We start from the raw sequence: 14,940 nt of genomic DNA on the forward strand, positions 1-14,940 counted from the left end.
TTCAACTGGTGGAGGAACTGGTGGAGACGGGCGCACCGGCTGGTGCGGCGGGTGGAGCGCAGGACGCGGCGGTGCCGGCGAAGGGCAGCCGGACCACCATCCGGGTCTCTCCGGGACGCGAGCGGGCCGTGATCGACCCGCGGTGGCGCTGGGTCACGATGCGGTAGCTGAGGTGCAGCCCCAGGCCCGTGCCCTTGCCCACGTCCTTGGTGGTGTAGAAGGGTTCGAAGATCCGCGGCAGGGATTCCTCGGGGATGCCGCGGCCGGTGTCGGTGATCTCCACGACCATGCAGATCCCCTCGGCCCGGGCGCGCAGCGTCAGCACACCGGACCCCTCCATGGCCTCGGCCGCGTTGTCTACCAGGTTGGTCCACACCTGGTTCAACTCGCTCGGATAGCCCGTCAGTTCGGGCAGGCCGGGTTCGTACGCGCGCACGATGCTGATCCCGGCGAGCTTGGCACGCAGCACGACCAGCGTGTTCTCCAGCCCGTCGGTCACCGAGAAGCGCTGCTCGGGCGCGCGGTCGAGATTGGCGTAATCCCGGGTGGCGGCCACCAGCTGGGAGATCCTGGGGCCGGCCGCGCGCAGCTCCGCCGCCAGCGAGCGGATCTCCAGCAGCGCCGCCAGGTGGTCCAGCCCCGCGGCCAGGGCCGGTTCGCCGACCCCCTCCAGCCGCTCCAGCAGCCAGCCCAGCTCGACGCCGAGGTCGGAGACCCCCGAGCCGAGCAGGCCGGAGCGTTCGGCGCCCGCCTCCTCGGCCCAGTCGGCGATCTCCTCCTCGGCGTCGGCCTGGGCCAGCGGGTCGGTGATCTCCGGCGGCGGCAGCTTGTCCAGCTCCTCGGACAGCCGGTCGAAGACGGCGCGCTCGGCCCCCGTCGCGGACGCCCCCCAGGCCTGGGCGGTCCGTGTGAGCCGCTCCAGGGCGGGGGCCAGCTCCTGCGCGGCCCGGGCCACGGCGGCCGCCGGGTTGTTCAGTTCGTGCGCCAGCCCGGCGGCGAGGGTGCCGAGGGCCTCCACGGTGGCCCGTTTGCGCGCCTGCACCTCGGAGGACTTGATCCGCCAGGCCAGGACCGGCAGCAGTACGGCGGCCACTCCGCTGCAGCGGGTCAGCATCTCGAAGAAGACCGGCCTGGAGTAGGCGACGACCGTGGTCGACGGCCCGCTCGCGGCCGCGGTGGCCACGTAGGAGCCCTCCGTGAGCAGCGGGAGCTCCCCGGTGAACCGGTGGGCCGCCGAGGGCTTGCCGTCGTGGTCCTCGGCGGCGGCGCTCTCCTCCTCGGTGGAGTGCCGGGTGAGCACCTCCTCGCGGCCGTCGACGACCTTGGTGACCACGAGCCCGCCGGAGAGCAGGACGTGGAAGCCCGTGGCCTCCTCGCCGTCGCGGAACAGCACCTCCCCGTCGGAGAGGACCCGCGGCTCGGACACCGAGACCAGCCAGTCCAGCTGCTCCTCGGTGATCGCGGCGAAGATCTCCAGCCCGTGCAGGGCGGAGCGCAGCTCCGGGACGTTCATGCCGTGCTCCCCTCGGCCCTGGTACGCGCGGCCAGCCGCAGGGTGGCCAGCAGGGCGATCGCGCACACCCCGGCGACGGCGGCCATGAAGCCGACCGAGGTGCGGTGCAGCCCGTGGATGTTGGTGAGCATCCCGGCGAGCACCGCCGGGACGCTCATCGCCAGGTACGCGAAGACGTAGACGGCCGCGGTCAGTTCACCGCGGTGGGCGGGATCGGCGAGGGTGCTCAGCGCCCGGAAGGAGCCGAGGAACGCCGCGCCCCAGCCGCTGCCGAGCACCGCGGTGGCCACCAGGAACACCGGCGCCGAGCCGAGCCCCAGTGCCAGCAGGACCAGGCCCAGCCCGGCGAGCAGCCCGCACAGGCCGAGTACGGCGGTGCGCAGGGCCTCGGTGCGGCCGAGCAGCAGCTGGGCCACGGTTGCGGCGCCGGCGAGCAGGGCCACGGTGCCCCCGCCGACGAGGTAGTTGGTGGACTCCAGCAGCGACAGCACCAGGTGCGGGCCGAGCGAGAGGTAGAACCCGCCCACCGACCAGACGGCCACGATCGACAGGACGAGGACGGCGAAGCGGCCGCGGGCTCCGGCCGGTACGTGGATCCGGTGCGGGACCACCCGGAAGCGGCCTCCCGCCCCGGGAGCGCTCTCCCGCATCCGGACCACTCCCACCAGGCCGAGGGCGAAGGCCCCGATCAGCAGGAGGTAGCTCAGTACGGTCGGCGCGGGCGCGAACTGCACGAGCAGTCCGGCGCCGATCCCGCCCAGCCCGATGCCCACGGTCGGCCCCGCGCTGTTGACCTGGGCGCCGAGCGCGGGCCTGGAGGGCGGGGCGAGTTCGAGCAGGGCCGCGCCCATCGCCCCGGTGGCCAGACCCACGGCGAGCCCCTGCACGGCGCGGGCGGCGAGCAGCAGCGCGAGCCCGTCGGCGGCGGCGAACAGGGCCATGGAGACGATCGCCAGGACCAGTCCGGCGCCCAGGACGGGGCGCCGGCCCAGGGTGTCGGAGAGCGACCCGAACAGCAGCAGCCCGGCGAGGACCGTGACCGCGTACAGGGCGAAGACCACCGTGATGATCCCGGAGGACAGGCCCCATTGCTGCTGGTAGAGGACGTAGAGGGCGGACGGTACGGAGGAGGAGAGCATCAGCAGGACGAGGACCGCGCCCACCACCCAGAAGCCGGAGCCTCTGGCCGGGCCGGCCGCGTGCGCGGCTCGGTGCGCGGCTGGGTGCACGGTAACCCCCGTGGTCGTTTTCGTCGGTTCGGCCACTGCTTCACTCAACTCCCCCGTGATGGGGCCCGTGACGGGCCCCGTGGCGTGCGGTGGTCAGGCGAGGGCCCGGGCCTTCGCCAGCGCGCGGGCGGTGAGCACCCCCGCGAGGTGGCCGAGGTACTCGGCCGAGGTGCCGCGCCCGGGGACGAACAGTTCCCGGGGTTCGCCGCGGAAGGCGGCGAGTACGGCGTCCGTCGTGTACGGGCCTCCGCGCAGCCGGTCCTCGACCCCGCGCAGCCGCAGCGCGCGGGGGGTGGCGCCGGTGACGGCGATGCGCGGCCCGTCGGTGGTCATCCGTACGGCGGCGGCGCACACCGGGTACCGGGTGGCCCGGTCGGCGGTCTTCTCGAAGGCGGCGGCCCGGCCGGCGGCGGGCACCAGCAGTGCGGTGACGACCGAGCCGTCGGGCACCCCGGTGGCCGCGAACTCCTCGGCGGGCACGGTCGACCGGCCGCCGGGTCCGGCCAGTTCGACGGTGGCGTCGGCGGCTATGGCGGCCACGGGCAGGTCGGTGGCCCGGCCGGGGGCGGCGAGGTTGCCGCCGACGGTGCCGAGGTTGCGGACCTGGGGGTCGCCGTTGGCCCGGGCCGCGGCGGCCAGTTCCGGGGCCTCGGCGAGCACCAGCGGGTCCGCGGCGAGTTCGGCGAGGGTGGTGAGGGCGCCGACGCGCAGTCCCTCGGGGCTCCGGCCGATGCCCCTCAGCTCCTCCAGGCGGCGGATGTCGACGAGCAGCCGGACCCCGTCGGCGCCGAAGCCGTTCTCGCCGGTGCGCAGCCCGGGCAGCAGGCTCTGTCCGCCGGCCAGTACCCGGGCGCCCCGGGTGCCGGAGAGCAGGGTCAGGGCCTCGTCGAGGCCGACGGGCCGGACGTAGTCGAACTCGGTGAGGATCACTGGGCTTCTCCTCGCAGGCGGCGCCAGACCTTCTCGGGGGTGAGCGGCATGTCGATGTGCTGCACTCCGAGGTCGGAGAGGGCGTCGACGACCGCGTTGACGACGGCCGCGGCGGGCGGCACGGTGGCGATCTCGCCGGCGCCCTTGGCGCCGAGCGGGTTGTGCGGTGAGGGCGTGACGGTCTTGTCGAGGGTGAAGAGCGGTACGTCGGCGGCGCGCGGCAGGGCGTAGTGGTCGAGGTCGGAGCTGATCAGCAGTCCGTTCCCGTCGTACTCGGCCACCTCCATCAGCGCCTGGCCGAGGCCGTGCACGATGCTTCCCTCGATCTGGCCGAGAACCACCTTCGGGTTGCCGATGTGTCCGGCGTCGTCGACGGCCGTGTAGTCCACCACTTCGGTCTCGCCGGTCAGTTCGTCGACCTCGACGACCGCCACGTGCGTACCGAAGGGGTAGTTGAAGTCCGGCGGGTCGAAGTGGGTGGTCTCGTCGAGGGCCGGTTCGATCTCCGGCGGCAGTCCCCAGCCGTACCACATGGCCATCGCGAGCTCGGCGAAGGTCTTGGTGTTCTCCGGGTTGCCCGCCTCGTAGACCTTGCCGCCCTCGTAGACGACCTTCTCCTCGGGGACGTTCAGGAAGACGGCGCCGGCCCGGACCAGCTTGCTCTTGATCTTCCGGGCGGTGAGCGCGACGGCCGGGGCCGCCATGCTGTAGGAGCGGGAGCCGTAGGTTCCCTGGCCGTACGGGGCCTTCAGCGTGTCGCCCTCGTACACCTGGACGGTGTCCGGGTCGATGCCGAGTTCGTCGGCGGCCACCTGGGCGAACACGGTGCCGTGGCTCTGGCCGGTGGAGGCGGAGCCGACGGTGACGGTGACCTCGCCGGTGGGGTGGACGCGGATGTTGGCGCTCTCCCACGTGCCGCCGAGCATGCCCTCCTGGGACATCCGGGTGGAGGGGCCGACACCGCAGATCGCGACGTACGTGGCGATGCCGACGCCGAGCCGCTTGCCGCGGGCGCGGGCCTCGGCCTTGCGGGCGGGCATGTCGGCGTAGCCGGACAGTTCGATGGCCCGGTCGAAGTTCAGCTGGTAGTTCCCGGAGTCGTAGGTCCAGCCGAGGCCGTTGTCGTACGGGAACTTCTCCTTCGGCACCAGGTTCTTGCGCCGTACGGCCGCCGGGTCCATGCCGATCTCGGAGGCGTACCGGTCGACCAGGCGTTCCATCAGGAACGCGGCCTCGGCGCGCCCGCTGCCGCGCTGGGCGCCGAGCGAGACGGTGTTGGTGAAGGCGGCGTAGACCTCGCAGAAGGCCGCGTCGATGTCGTACATCCCGCTGATGGAGCGGCCCATCAGGGCGGTGGCGACACCTGGGCCGATCGTCGAGGGGTAGGCACCGAGGTTGGCGTAGCTGGTGCAGCGCAGGCCGGTGATGCGGCCGTCGCGGGTGCCGGCGAGGGTGACGTGCTGGCGGTGGTCGCGGCCCTGGACGGTGGAGTTCATCAGCCCGGTGCGGGTGTCCACCCATTTCACGGGCCGGCCCAGCGCCTTGGACATGAGCAGGACCAGCGGCATGTCCGGGTACAGGTACCCCTTGGTGCCGAAACTGCCGCCGACGGTCGGGGCGATCACCCGCAGTTTGTTGAAGGGGATGCCGAGGACCAGCGCGGAGAGCAGGAAGCGGTGGTTGTGCGGGCCCTGCGTGGAGGCGTAGAGCGTGTACTCGCCTGTGGCGGCGTTGTAGTCGCCGACCGCACCGCGCGGTTCGATGGGGCTGTTGATGGTGCGCTGGTTGACGAGGTCGAGTTCCACGGTGACCTCGGCCTCGGCGATGGCCGCGTCGGTGCGGTCCTTGTCGCCGCAGGTCCAGTACGCGTTCAGGTTGCCCGGTACGGCCTCGTGCAGCTGCGGCGCGCCTTCGGCGAGGGCCTCGTCGGCCCGGACGACCACGGGCAGCGGCTCGTACTCGACGGTGATGGCGGCCAGCGCGGCGGCGGCCTGGCGCGGGGTCTCGGCGACGACCACCGCGATCGGGTCGCCCACGTGGCGGACCGTGTCCCCGGTGAGGACGGGCCGGGCGCCGGGCAGTCCGTAGGGGTGGGGCGGGAAGTGGCTCTCGACCCCGCCGGGTATCCAGATGCAGGGCAGCGGCATGACGTCGGTGAAGTCGGCCGCGGTGGCCACCTTCAGCACGCCGGGCAGCTGCTCGGCCGCCTTGGTCTCGATGGAGAGGATCTTCGCGTGGGCCACGGTGCTGCCCAGGATGGCCATGTGGGCGGTGCCCGGCAGGTCGATGTCCGCGACGTACTTCGCCTCGCCGCGCAGGAGCTGCGGGTCCTCGCGGCTGTCCAGCGGCTGTCCGAGCAGGCCGTTCCCGCTGGGGGCGGTCTCCTGCGGCTGCGCCGTCTGCTCCCCCGTCACTGCGGTCATGTCCCTCACACCTCCTGTCCGGCTGCGGTGGCCGCGGCGGAGCCGGCGGGGACCTCGGCACGGGCGGCGGCGCAGGCGCGCTGCACTCCGCGGACGACGCTGTGGTAGCCGGTGCAGCGGCACAGGTTGCCGGTGAGCCACTCGCGGATCTCGGGCTCGGTGGGCGCCTCGCCGCCGGCGGTGGAGTCGACGAGCTCGCCGAGGGCCATGACCATGCCCGGGGTGCAGAAGCCGCACTGGGTGCCGTGCTCCTGGCGCAGTGCCTCCTGGAGGCCGGACAGTTCACCGCCGGGGGTGGTGACCCCCTCGATGGTGGCGACTTCGGAGCCGGCCGCCGACGCGGTGAGGACCAGGCAGCTCTTGACGGACCGGCCGTCGAGCTGGACGACGCAGGAGCCGCACTGGCCGGTGTCGCAGCCGACCTTGGTGCCGGTCAGCCCGAGGCCGTCGCGGAGCCGTTCCACGAGCAGTTCGTTCGGCTCCGCCGAGAACTGCTCGGGTCTTCCGTTCACCTTCAGTGAGATATCCATGCCAGCGCCTGCGCTTCCGTGAGCGGCCGGTTGAAAAGGGGCCCGCCGGGCTGCTGGAGAATTCCTCCGGAGTGCAGCGGGCCGGTGTCGACGGGTGCGAATCCCAGATCCGTGATGATTCCCGCGACGATTTCCTTCGCTTTCACGTCGTCGCCCGCCACGAAATGGGCCAGGCGCTCCGACCCCGTCCGTTCCGGCGCGGTGCCGGCGACGGCGAGGGTCTCGAAATGCATGGTGTTCAGGGATTTCACCAGCCGGGCTCCGGGATACCAGTCGGCGACGAGTTCGCTGGACCCGCGCTCACCGAGGTCCCGGGGTGCGCCGGGGCCGTCGAAGGCGTTGGTGGCGTCCACGAGCACGGTGTCCCGTACGGCCTCTTGCGGCAGCAGTCCGCGGACGCTGTCGAAGGGCACCATCAGCACCAGGAGTTCGGCCTGGCCGGCGGCCTCGGCAGGGTGCGCCGCCGAGGCCGCCCGTCCCAGTTCGGCCACGAGCGGGCCGAGGGTCTGCGGGCCGCGGGCGTTGGCGAGCACGACCTGGTGTCCCGCCGCCACGAGGATCCTGGCGAGGGTCGAGCCGATCCGCCCGGTGCCGATGATGCCTGTCTGCATTGACTCTCCTCGACGTTCGGTTCCGTGCGGCCCGGTCCCCCGGGTCCGTACGGCTGTCAGTCCATGCCGATCCAGACCGACTTGGTCTGGGTGTAGCTCTCCAGCGACTCGGGGCCGCACTCGCGGCCGTAGCCGGAGGCCTTGTAGCCGCCGTAGGGCACGGCGGGGTCGTACTGGTTGTAGCAATTGACCCAGACCGTGCCGGCCTTGATCTGCGAGGCGACCCGGTGGGCGCGCCGCAGGTCCTTGGTGTGGACGCCGGCGGCGAGGCCGTACGCGCTGTCGTTCGCGATGCGTACGGCGTCCTCCTCGGTGTCGAAGGGGATGATCGACAGCACCGGGCCGAAGATCTCCTCCTGGGCGATCCGCATGCCGTTGTCGACGCCGGTGAAGATCGTCGGCAGGAAGTACAGGCCCTGGCTGGAAGCGCCTTCGGGGGTCCAGCCGGTGCCGCCGGTGCGCAGGGTCGCGCCTTCCTTCTCACCGATCTCGATGTAGGAGCTGACCTTGTCGAACTGGCCGCGGTGGGCCAGCGGCCCGAACAGCGTGGCGGGGTCGCGCGGGTCGCCGGGCTTGAGGGCGGCGGCCCGGCGCACCAGCCGTTCGACCATCTCGTCGTGGATGGGCCGGTGCAGCAGCAGCCGGGAGCCGGCGGTGCAGATCTCGCCCTTGTTGTAGTAGATGCCGAAGAAGGCGAGCTCCTCGGCCGCGTTGAGGTCGGCGTCGGCGAAGACGATGTTGGCGGACTTGCCGCCGAGTTCCATCGTCACCTTCTTCAGGGTGCCGGCCGCCTTGCGGATGATGGACTGGCCGACGGAGGTGGAGCCGGTGAAGGCGATCTTGTCGATGTCCGGGTGGTCGGTGAGGGTCTCCCCCAGTTCCACGCCGGGACCGGTGATGACGTTCAGCACCCCGTCCGGGATCTCCGCCTCCTGGAAGAGCTCGGCGATCTTCAGGGCGGTGAGCGGGGTGGCCGGGGAGGGCTTGTGGACGACCGTGTTCCCCGCCGCCAGCGCCGGTGCGATCTTCGTCATCGACAGCAGCAGCGGGAAGTTGAACGGGGTGATCGCGCAGACCACGCCCAGCGGTTCGCGCAGGGTGTAGGCGAGCTGTCCGCCGGCCGGGGCCCGGGAGGAGCCGTCGACGCGGGTCACGGCACCGGCGTAGTAGTGCATGAGCTGCGCGGCCATGGGCGCGTCGACCGTGCTGGAGAAGGCGAACGGCTTGCCCATGTCCACCGTTTCGAGCATGGCGATCTCTTCCAGGTCGCGCTCGATGAGCTCACCGACCCGGTTCAGCCGCAGCGCACGCTCCTGGGCCGACAGTCTGCTCCACGGACCTTCTTCGTACGCCTTGCGTGCGGCGGCCACCGCCGCGTCGGCGTCGGCGGCGGTGGCCTGGGCCACCGGCACGATCTCCTGGCCGTCCACGGGGCTGATGTCCGGCTCGGTACGGCCGTCCTGGGCCGGGACCCATTTGCCGCCGATGAACAGTTTTCCGGGGTTGGCCAAGGGCTGGTCGCTGAGCGCGCGCCTGGTCATGGCTGCTGCCTTCCGGTGTCGAGTGCGGGGCGGAGGAGCTAGCCCTTCGCGAGCTGACGTAAGAACGTCTCGGCGAGGGCCTTGGAGGAGTACGGGTTCTGGCCGGTGGTCAGATTGCGGTCCACGACCACGTGCGAGTCCCAGATGGCCTCGGCCTTCTCGTACCGCGCGCCGAGCCGGGTGAGCTCGACCTCCAGGATCAGCGGGAGCCGGCCGGCCATGTTGGTGACCAGTTCCTCACTGTGCGAGAAGGCCGTCATCCGGTAGCCCTCGAAGGGCCAGTGGCCTTCGCCGTCGCGCAGCGCGAGCAGCGAGGTGTGGCCGTGGCAGACGGTGGCGAGCGGCTTGTCCTGGGCGAGGGTCCAGCGCAGGATCTGGGCGAGTTCGTCGGACTTGGGGAGGTCGCCGATGGCTCCGTGGCCGCCGCTGACGTAGACGCCGTCGTAGTCGGCGATGTCCTTCTCGGTCAGGGATTCCAGGGCGATCGGGTTCTTCAGCTGGGACGTCTCACCGATGACGCGGACGTATTCGGCGGCGTTCGCCGCGTCCTCGTCCGGGGAGCCCTCGGGACGGACCCACCGGAGGAACTGGGGGTCGATGCTCGTCTGGTCGACGGTGGGCGCCTGCCCGCCGATCGTCGCGACGTCCACGGTGTGGCCGGCGGCCTTGAACAGCGTATAGGGCACGACGAATTCCTCGGCCCAGAATCCCGAGGGGTGCTGTTCTCCGTCCAGCAGGTGGAGTGTGGCCTTGGCCGTCATGACGACGAGAATCTTCATGATTCTCTCCTTGTTCTGGATTCGCTGCCGATTCAACACGCCCCTAGCAGGGGGCGTAAGGGGAGGGCGTCATGCCCGTGATACTTCGTCACGTGCGTCCAACGCCGAGATGATGGTGCGGAATTCACCGACCATGGGATGGTCGGGATGGGCTTCTGCGAATATGCGCTCTCCGTAGAGAGCGGCCATTTCCGGCGAGTAGGGAAGGATTCCGGCCAGGGGTGCGCCGTACACCTCCTCGGTCCGCCGCCGGGCCTCGTCCCGGTCGAGTCCTTCCGGGGCCATGCTCAGCACCAGGGTCCGCCGGCAGGGCAGGCGCCCGGCCAGGGCGATGGTCTCCTCGACCCCGGAGAGGTCGATCCGGTCGGCCCGGGCCATGATCATCAGTACGTCGGCGCTGGCCATGGCCGTCACCGACTCGTTGTTGAGCCCGGCGTGGGTGTCGAGGAGCAGCACGTCGAGCGCGAAGTGCTCGGCCAGCCGGTCGAAGCCCTCCGGCAGCAGCCCCACGTCATAGCCGCTGGTCATGATCTCGCGCAGGGCGGCGGTGCCGGTCCGGGCGGGGACGACGTACAGCCCCCCTCCCAGAAGGGAACCGTCGCCCACCCGCTGGGCCGCGGCCTCGATCTCGCAGCGTCCGAGCAGGTAGTCGGCCAGGGAGGCGCCGGGGCCGAGCCGGAACAGCAGGTCCAGGGTGGGTGACTGGATGTCGGTGTCCACCACCCCCACACGGCGTCCCTCCGCCGCGATCAGCAGCGCGAGGTTCGCCAGTACGGAGGACTTCCCGGTGCCACCGCGGTGCGAGTGCACCACGATGGTGCGGGTCATTAGGCCACCACCTTGTGACGGGCACCGTCCGCGTGCGGCCCCCGCGCCGCACGAGGCCGGTGGAGGGCCAGCATGGTGACGTCGTCGTGCTGTTCGGCCGTCCCGGTGTGCTCCAGCACCGCCACGTCCATCCGGTCCACCACGTCCTTGCCGCTCACCAGGGGCGCGGTGAGCAGTTCCAGCATCCGTTCGTCACCGAAGAAGCTGCCTCGCGGGCAGCGGGCCTCGGGCACTCCGTCGGTGAAGACGAAGAGGGTGTCGCCGGGGTCCAGCTGGGCGTAGCCGAGGGTGTAGACGCAGTCGGGGAGGACCCCGACGGCCGGTCCGGTGATGTCCAGCGCGATCGGCGGGCTGCCGTCGCCGGGCAGCAGCAGGGGCGGGTTGTGGCCGCCGTTGATGTAGACGAGGCTGCCGGTGAGGGGGTCCAGCACCCCGAAGAACAGGGTGGCGAAGTACCCCTGCCGCAGGTGGTTGCGGGTGAGGTAGCCGTTGGTGGCCGTGACCGCGTTGAGCAGCGGGGTGGCGCCGACGACCGGGATCCGCCGGCTGCCGCCGGCCCGCCCGGCGGCCACCAGGTGCTGGAGGCCGCTGTTCTCCGCGGTGTGGCGGAGCAGGGAGCGGATGAGCGCCATGAAGAGCGCGGCGCCGACCCCCTTGTCGCAGACGTCGGCGACGATGAAGGCCAGCCGCCTGCCGCGGGAGATCTCGAAGACGTCGTAGAAGTCCCCGGCGACCTGCCGGGCGGGCCGGAAGCGGACGTCGATCTCCCAGCCCGCGGGGACCGGCAGCGATTCGGGCAGGAATCCCGCCTGGATCTCCCGGCCGATCTCCAGTTCCTTCTCGTAGCCCATGAGTTCGGCGCGGGCGTCGGCTTCGCGCAGGGTGCGGCCGAGTCCGGCGCGCTCCGAGCAGCTGTGCAGCCGGGCCCCGACGAGGGCGGGCAGGAAGGGCGGCACCAGGTAGTCGTGCCCGATCCGGACGTGTTCCTCCAGTGCGGCGAACGCGGTCACGGCCCAGACGACGACGATGGGGGCGCCGGCCCAGCGGCGCAGCCGGCGTACGGCCAGGCGTACCGACTCCCCCTCGGACTCGGCCGGGGCGAGCAGCACGTCCGCGACGGGCAGCAGCTCCAGTGGGCCTTCGCGCAGCTCCGTGAGGCTGCGCGTGACGAGTTCCGCGTCCATCGTCCGCAGCGCGTGGAGCAGCTCCGGCGGCGGAGGCGGGTACTCGTCGAGGATGATCACGGTCGTGGAGGGCATGGGTCCGTCCCCTCAGCCTTCACAGTCAGCGTGCTGATGTTGCTGCCGTCCCTGTGTGCGTAGCTGAACTCGTCCACGCTGGTCAGCGCCAGGTGGATGCCGAGGCCGCCGATCCGCCGGTCCTCGGGGGCGACCCCGGGGACGGGGGGCAGGCAGCCTGCGACGGGGTCGAAGGGTGGCGCCGAGTCCTCGATGACGATCTGCACCCCGCCGGGACCGGAGCGGCCGCGGACGGTGATCCGCCCGTCGCCGCCCCGGTACCCGTGCATCACGATGTTCGTGGCGAGTTCGTCCACGGCCAGCCGGATCCGGTACGCGGCGCCCTTGTCCAGGCCCGCCCGGCCGGCCAGCCGCAGGACGAACGAGGCGATGTCGCCCAGTGCCCCGATGGTCGCGGGCACCTCCAGTACGGCGGGCGTCCTCGCCAGTTCGACCATGTCACTCACGATGGTCACTCATCGGAGAGGACGATGCTGCGGTCGAGCCCCGCGGTCCGGATGGTCCGGGAGACGGGCTCGATCGCACCGACGACCTTGATGGTGACGTGGTTGGCCACCTTCTGCTGGGCGAAGACCAGGGAGCGCAGTCCGGCGCTGGCCATGTAGCCGACGCCGGCCATCCTGATCTCGACGGTGTTGGTGCCGTGCCCGGCGGCCTTCTCGATGGTCTGGTGGAACTCCGGGGCGGTCTTGGCGTCCAGCTCGCCCGTCAGTTCGATCACGGTGGTGTCGCCCTCGATGCTCAGGGACACGGAAAGCGGCATGTCAGGTCTCCTTCGGTCAGGGCGTGTCAGGGCGTGTCGGAGTCGGTGTTCGTACGGCCCACCAGGATCACGACCGACCGCGGGCCGATCAGGTACTTCCCGGCGTTGTCCAGCTCCTGCTCGGTGCCCGGGGTGCGGATGTCGTGCGGCGCCTCGGCCCCCGTGTCGGCGAACAGGTGCCAGCTGCGGCCGCCGGGCAGCGGCGGCAGTTCCAGGTCGTGCGACTCCCAGTGCGAGTTCATGGCCACGTACACCACGTCGTCGTCCCCGGTGCCGCAGCGGGCCACCGCCAGCAGCCGGCTCTCGGACGACCAGTCGGGCTGCCAGGCCCGCTCCCCGTGCCAGCTGATGTCCGGCAGGCCCAGGTCCTCGCGGACCTGGCCGGTGGGGTGGGCGGTGGAGCGCAGCTCGCGGTGGTGCTTGCGGAAGGCGATCATCTCCCGCGTGAACCGGAGCAGTTCGGCGTTGTCGTCGACCTGGTCCCAGTCGAACCAGGACAGTTCGTTGTCCTGGCAGTACGTGTTGTTGTTGCCCTGCTGGGTGCGCGCGACCTCGTCCCCGGAGAGCAGCATCGGGATGCCCTGGCTGGTGAAGAGGATGGCGAGCGCGTTCTTCATCTGCCGCAGCCGCAGCGCGTTGACCTCGGGGTCGTCGGTCGGTCCCTCGGCCCCGCAGTTCCAGCTGGCGTTGTCGTTGCCGCCGTCGTTGTTGCCCTCGCCGTTGGCCTCGTTGTGCTTGTCGTTGTACGAGACCAGGTCGGCCAGCGTGAAGCCGTCGTGCGCGGTGAGGAAGTTGACGGAGGCGGCGGTGCCGCGGCTGGAGTAGAGGTCGGGCGAGCCGGCGATACGGGTGGCCAGTTCGCCGGTGATCCCGGGGTCGCCCTTGAGGAAGCTGCGCACGGTGTCGCGGTACTTCCCGTTCCACTCCGCCCAGCGGCCGTACGCCGGGAAGTTGCCGACCTCGTAGAGTCCGCCGGCGTCCCAGGCCTCGGCGATGAGCTTGGTGTGCCGCAGGACGGGATCGTAGGCGAGCAGCTCCAGCAGCGGCGGGTTGGGCAGCGGTGTGCCGTCCAGGGACCGGCCGAGGATGGCCGCGAGGTCGAAGCGGAAGCCGTCGATGTGGTAGTCGGCGACCCAGTGGCGCAGGCAGTCGAGCACGAAGTTGCGCACGACGGGGTGGTTGCAGTTGACGGTGTTGCCCGTGCCACTGAAGTTGAAGTAGTACCCCTCGGGCGTGAGCATGTAGTACGTGGCGTTGTCGAGCCCCTTGAAGGAGATCGTCGGGCCCTGCTCGTTGCCCTCGGCGGTGTGGTTGAAGACGACGTCGAGGATGACCTCGATGCCGGCCGCGTGCAGGTCCTTGATCAGGGTGCGGAACTCGTCGCCCTGCATCCCGTACCGTCCGGTGGCCGCGTATCCGGCCTTCGGCGCGAAGAACGAGACGGTGTTGTAGCCCCAGTAGTCGTAGAGCTGCTCGCCGGTCTCCGGGTTGGAGCGCGGGTTGTCGCTCTCGTCGAACTCGAACACGGGGAGCAGCTCGATGCAGTTCACCCCGAGTTCCTTCAGGTACGGGATCTTCTCCCGCAGCCCCGCGAAGGTGCCGGGGGCGGTGACCTGCGAGGAGGGGTGCCGGGTGAAGCCGCGCACGTGGGCCTCGTACACGACGAGGTCCTCGGCCGGAATGCCCAGCGGGGTGTCGTCGCCCCAGTCGAAGTCCTGGAGGCAGACGCGGGAGCGGTACTGGTAGCCGCGGCTGCGGTCCGGCTCCACGCCCCACACGTCGCGGCCGGAGATCAGCCGGGCGTAGGGGTCGGAGAGGACCTGCCGGGCGTCGAAGCGGTGGCCGGAGGCCGGGTCGTAGGGGCCGTCGGCCCGGTACCCGTACTCCATGTTCTCGTGGTCGAGGCCGAAGACCGTCATGGCGAAGACGCTGCCGGTGCGGAATTCCTCGGGGAATTCCAGCTCGGCCGTCGGCTCGGGCTCTCCGCGCTTGTAGATGACCAGGGTCATGGAGGTGGCCTGGTCGGAGAAGACGGAGAAACTGACCCCGCCGGGGACCACGTTGGCCCCGAAGGGGAAGGGCTTGCCGGCGCGGACGCGGTACCCGCCCACCTCGTGGGTCGGGTACGCGTCGACGCGCAGGACCTGCTCGGACCGGGCCTCGCTCATCGCGCGGCCTTCGCCTTGGACTTGGCGGCCGCCGCGGCGGCCTCGCCGGTCTCGAAGAAGTCGAGGAAACCGGTGGCCGACATGACGAACCGGACTTCCTCGCTCACCCCGTAGAGGGTGACGGCGACGCCCGCGTGCTGGGCCTCGCGGTAGACCACGAGCAGCGTGCGCAGGCCCGCGCTGGAGACGTAGGTGACCGCCGTGAGGTCGATCTTCAGCGGCTTGCCCTCGCGGACCAGCGGCAGCAGCGCTTCGAGCAGCGCGCCGGATGTGCCGCTGTTGATCTCGCCGGTGGCGACGAGCACGGTGCCCGTCTTGTTCCGGCGTTCCTTGATGTTGAGAGTCATTGCTTTCCCCTCTGGTTGG

General features: G+C 71.2%; 14 protein-coding genes. All 14 read right to left on the minus strand.

Features of this window, described 5'->3' with window-relative positions:
• Window position 1: 1 nt before the first annotated feature.
• A complete protein-coding gene (locus AB0D94_RS24175) occupies window positions 2–1,513 on the minus strand; it encodes an ATP-binding protein (RefSeq protein WP_362055393.1) in 1,512 nt (503 codons plus the stop codon).
• On the minus strand, window positions 1,510–2,742 hold the full coding sequence (locus AB0D94_RS24180; protein WP_362055395.1) for an MFS transporter: 1,233 nt from the start codon (window positions 2,740–2,742) through the stop codon (window positions 1,510–1,512). The genes AB0D94_RS24175 and AB0D94_RS24180 overlap by 4 nt, the downstream gene beginning before the upstream one ends.
• A 93-nt stretch (window positions 2,743–2,835) precedes the next feature.
• Entirely contained in the window at window positions 2,836–3,672 is an 837-nt protein-coding gene (locus AB0D94_RS24185) for an FAD binding domain-containing protein (RefSeq protein ID WP_362055397.1), read from the minus strand.
• On the minus strand, window positions 3,669–6,095 hold the full coding sequence (locus tag AB0D94_RS24190; protein ID WP_362055400.1) for a xanthine dehydrogenase family protein molybdopterin-binding subunit: 2,427 nt from the start codon (window positions 6,093–6,095) through the stop codon (window positions 3,669–3,671). Before AB0D94_RS24190 ends, AB0D94_RS24185 begins: the two co-directional genes overlap by 4 nt.
• Before the next feature lie 5 nt (window positions 6,096–6,100).
• Window positions 6,101–6,625, minus strand: a complete 525-nt coding sequence (locus tag AB0D94_RS24195; protein ID WP_362055402.1) for a (2Fe-2S)-binding protein — start codon at window positions 6,623–6,625, stop codon at window positions 6,101–6,103.
• Window positions 6,610–7,356 (minus strand): NAD(P)-binding domain-containing protein, encoded by a 747-nt coding sequence (locus AB0D94_RS24200; protein ID WP_362055404.1) that lies wholly within the window; start codon window positions 7,354–7,356, stop codon window positions 6,610–6,612. The genes AB0D94_RS24195 and AB0D94_RS24200 overlap by 16 nt, the downstream gene beginning before the upstream one ends.
• Entirely contained in the window at window positions 7,293–8,777 is a 1,485-nt protein-coding gene (locus AB0D94_RS24205; RefSeq protein WP_362055406.1) for an aldehyde dehydrogenase family protein, read from the minus strand. Before AB0D94_RS24205 ends, AB0D94_RS24200 begins: the two co-directional genes overlap by 64 nt.
• Before the next feature lie 38 nt (window positions 8,778–8,815).
• Complete coding sequence (locus tag AB0D94_RS24210; RefSeq protein WP_362055408.1) at window positions 8,816–9,556, minus strand: type 1 glutamine amidotransferase domain-containing protein; 741 nt, start codon at window positions 9,554–9,556, stop codon at window positions 8,816–8,818.
• Between the two features lie 69 nt (window positions 9,557–9,625).
• Window positions 9,626–10,384: a P-loop NTPase gene (locus tag AB0D94_RS24215; RefSeq protein ID WP_362055410.1), complete on the minus strand. Its 759-nt coding sequence runs from the start codon at window positions 10,382–10,384 to the stop codon at window positions 9,626–9,628.
• On the minus strand, window positions 10,384–11,643 hold the full coding sequence (locus AB0D94_RS24220; protein ID WP_362055412.1) for a PP2C family protein-serine/threonine phosphatase: 1,260 nt from the start codon (window positions 11,641–11,643) through the stop codon (window positions 10,384–10,386). Before AB0D94_RS24220 ends, AB0D94_RS24215 begins: the two co-directional genes overlap by 1 nt.
• Complete coding sequence (locus tag AB0D94_RS24225; protein WP_362055414.1) at window positions 11,625–12,098, minus strand: anti-sigma regulatory factor; 474 nt, start codon at window positions 12,096–12,098, stop codon at window positions 11,625–11,627. The genes AB0D94_RS24220 and AB0D94_RS24225 overlap by 19 nt, the downstream gene beginning before the upstream one ends.
• Window positions 12,095–12,406, minus strand: coding sequence for an STAS domain-containing protein (locus AB0D94_RS24230; RefSeq protein WP_266937944.1), 312 nt, complete (start codon window positions 12,404–12,406; stop codon window positions 12,095–12,097). The genes AB0D94_RS24225 and AB0D94_RS24230 overlap by 4 nt, the downstream gene beginning before the upstream one ends.
• Window positions 12,407–12,432: 26 nt before the next feature.
• Window positions 12,433–14,574, minus strand: coding sequence for a glycogen debranching protein GlgX (glgX, locus tag AB0D94_RS24235; protein ID WP_362055417.1), 2,142 nt, complete (start codon window positions 14,572–14,574; stop codon window positions 12,433–12,435).
• Entirely contained in the window at window positions 14,571–14,921 is a 351-nt protein-coding gene (locus tag AB0D94_RS24240; protein WP_362055419.1) for an STAS domain-containing protein, read from the minus strand. The genes glgX and AB0D94_RS24240 overlap by 4 nt, the downstream gene beginning before the upstream one ends.
• Window positions 14,922–14,940: the final 19 nt, after the last annotated feature.

Source organism: Streptomyces sp. NPDC048255 (genome assembly GCF_040652415.1).
Classification (GTDB): Bacteria; Actinomycetota; Actinomycetes; order Streptomycetales; family Streptomycetaceae; genus Streptomyces.

Coding starts and splice junctions, on each gene's coding strand:
- AB0D94_RS24175 (WP_362055393.1), bottom strand. CDS start 1,513: ATGAACGTCCCGGAGCTGCGCTCCGCCCTGCACGGGCTGGAGATCTTC.
- AB0D94_RS24190 (WP_362055400.1), bottom strand. CDS start 6,095: ATGACCGCAGTGACGGGGGAGCAGACGGCGCAGCCGCAGGAGACCGCC.
- AB0D94_RS24195 (WP_362055402.1), bottom strand. CDS start 6,625: ATGGATATCTCACTGAAGGTGAACGGAAGACCCGAGCAGTTCTCGGCG.
- AB0D94_RS24205 (WP_362055406.1), bottom strand. CDS start 8,777: ATGACCAGGCGCGCGCTCAGCGACCAGCCCTTGGCCAACCCCGGAAAA.
- AB0D94_RS24210 (WP_362055408.1), bottom strand. CDS start 9,556: ATGAAGATTCTCGTCGTCATGACGGCCAAGGCCACACTCCACCTGCTG.
- AB0D94_RS24215 (WP_362055410.1), bottom strand. CDS start 10,384: ATGACCCGCACCATCGTGGTGCACTCGCACCGCGGTGGCACCGGGAAG.
- AB0D94_RS24220 (WP_362055412.1), bottom strand. CDS start 11,643: ATGCCCTCCACGACCGTGATCATCCTCGACGAGTACCCGCCTCCGCCG.
- AB0D94_RS24230 (WP_266937944.1), bottom strand. CDS start 12,406: ATGCCGCTTTCCGTGTCCCTGAGCATCGAGGGCGACACCACCGTGATC.
- glgX (WP_362055417.1), bottom strand. CDS start 14,574: ATGAGCGAGGCCCGGTCCGAGCAGGTCCTGCGCGTCGACGCGTACCCG.
- AB0D94_RS24240 (WP_362055419.1), bottom strand. CDS start 14,921: ATGACTCTCAACATCAAGGAACGCCGGAACAAGACGGGCACCGTGCTC.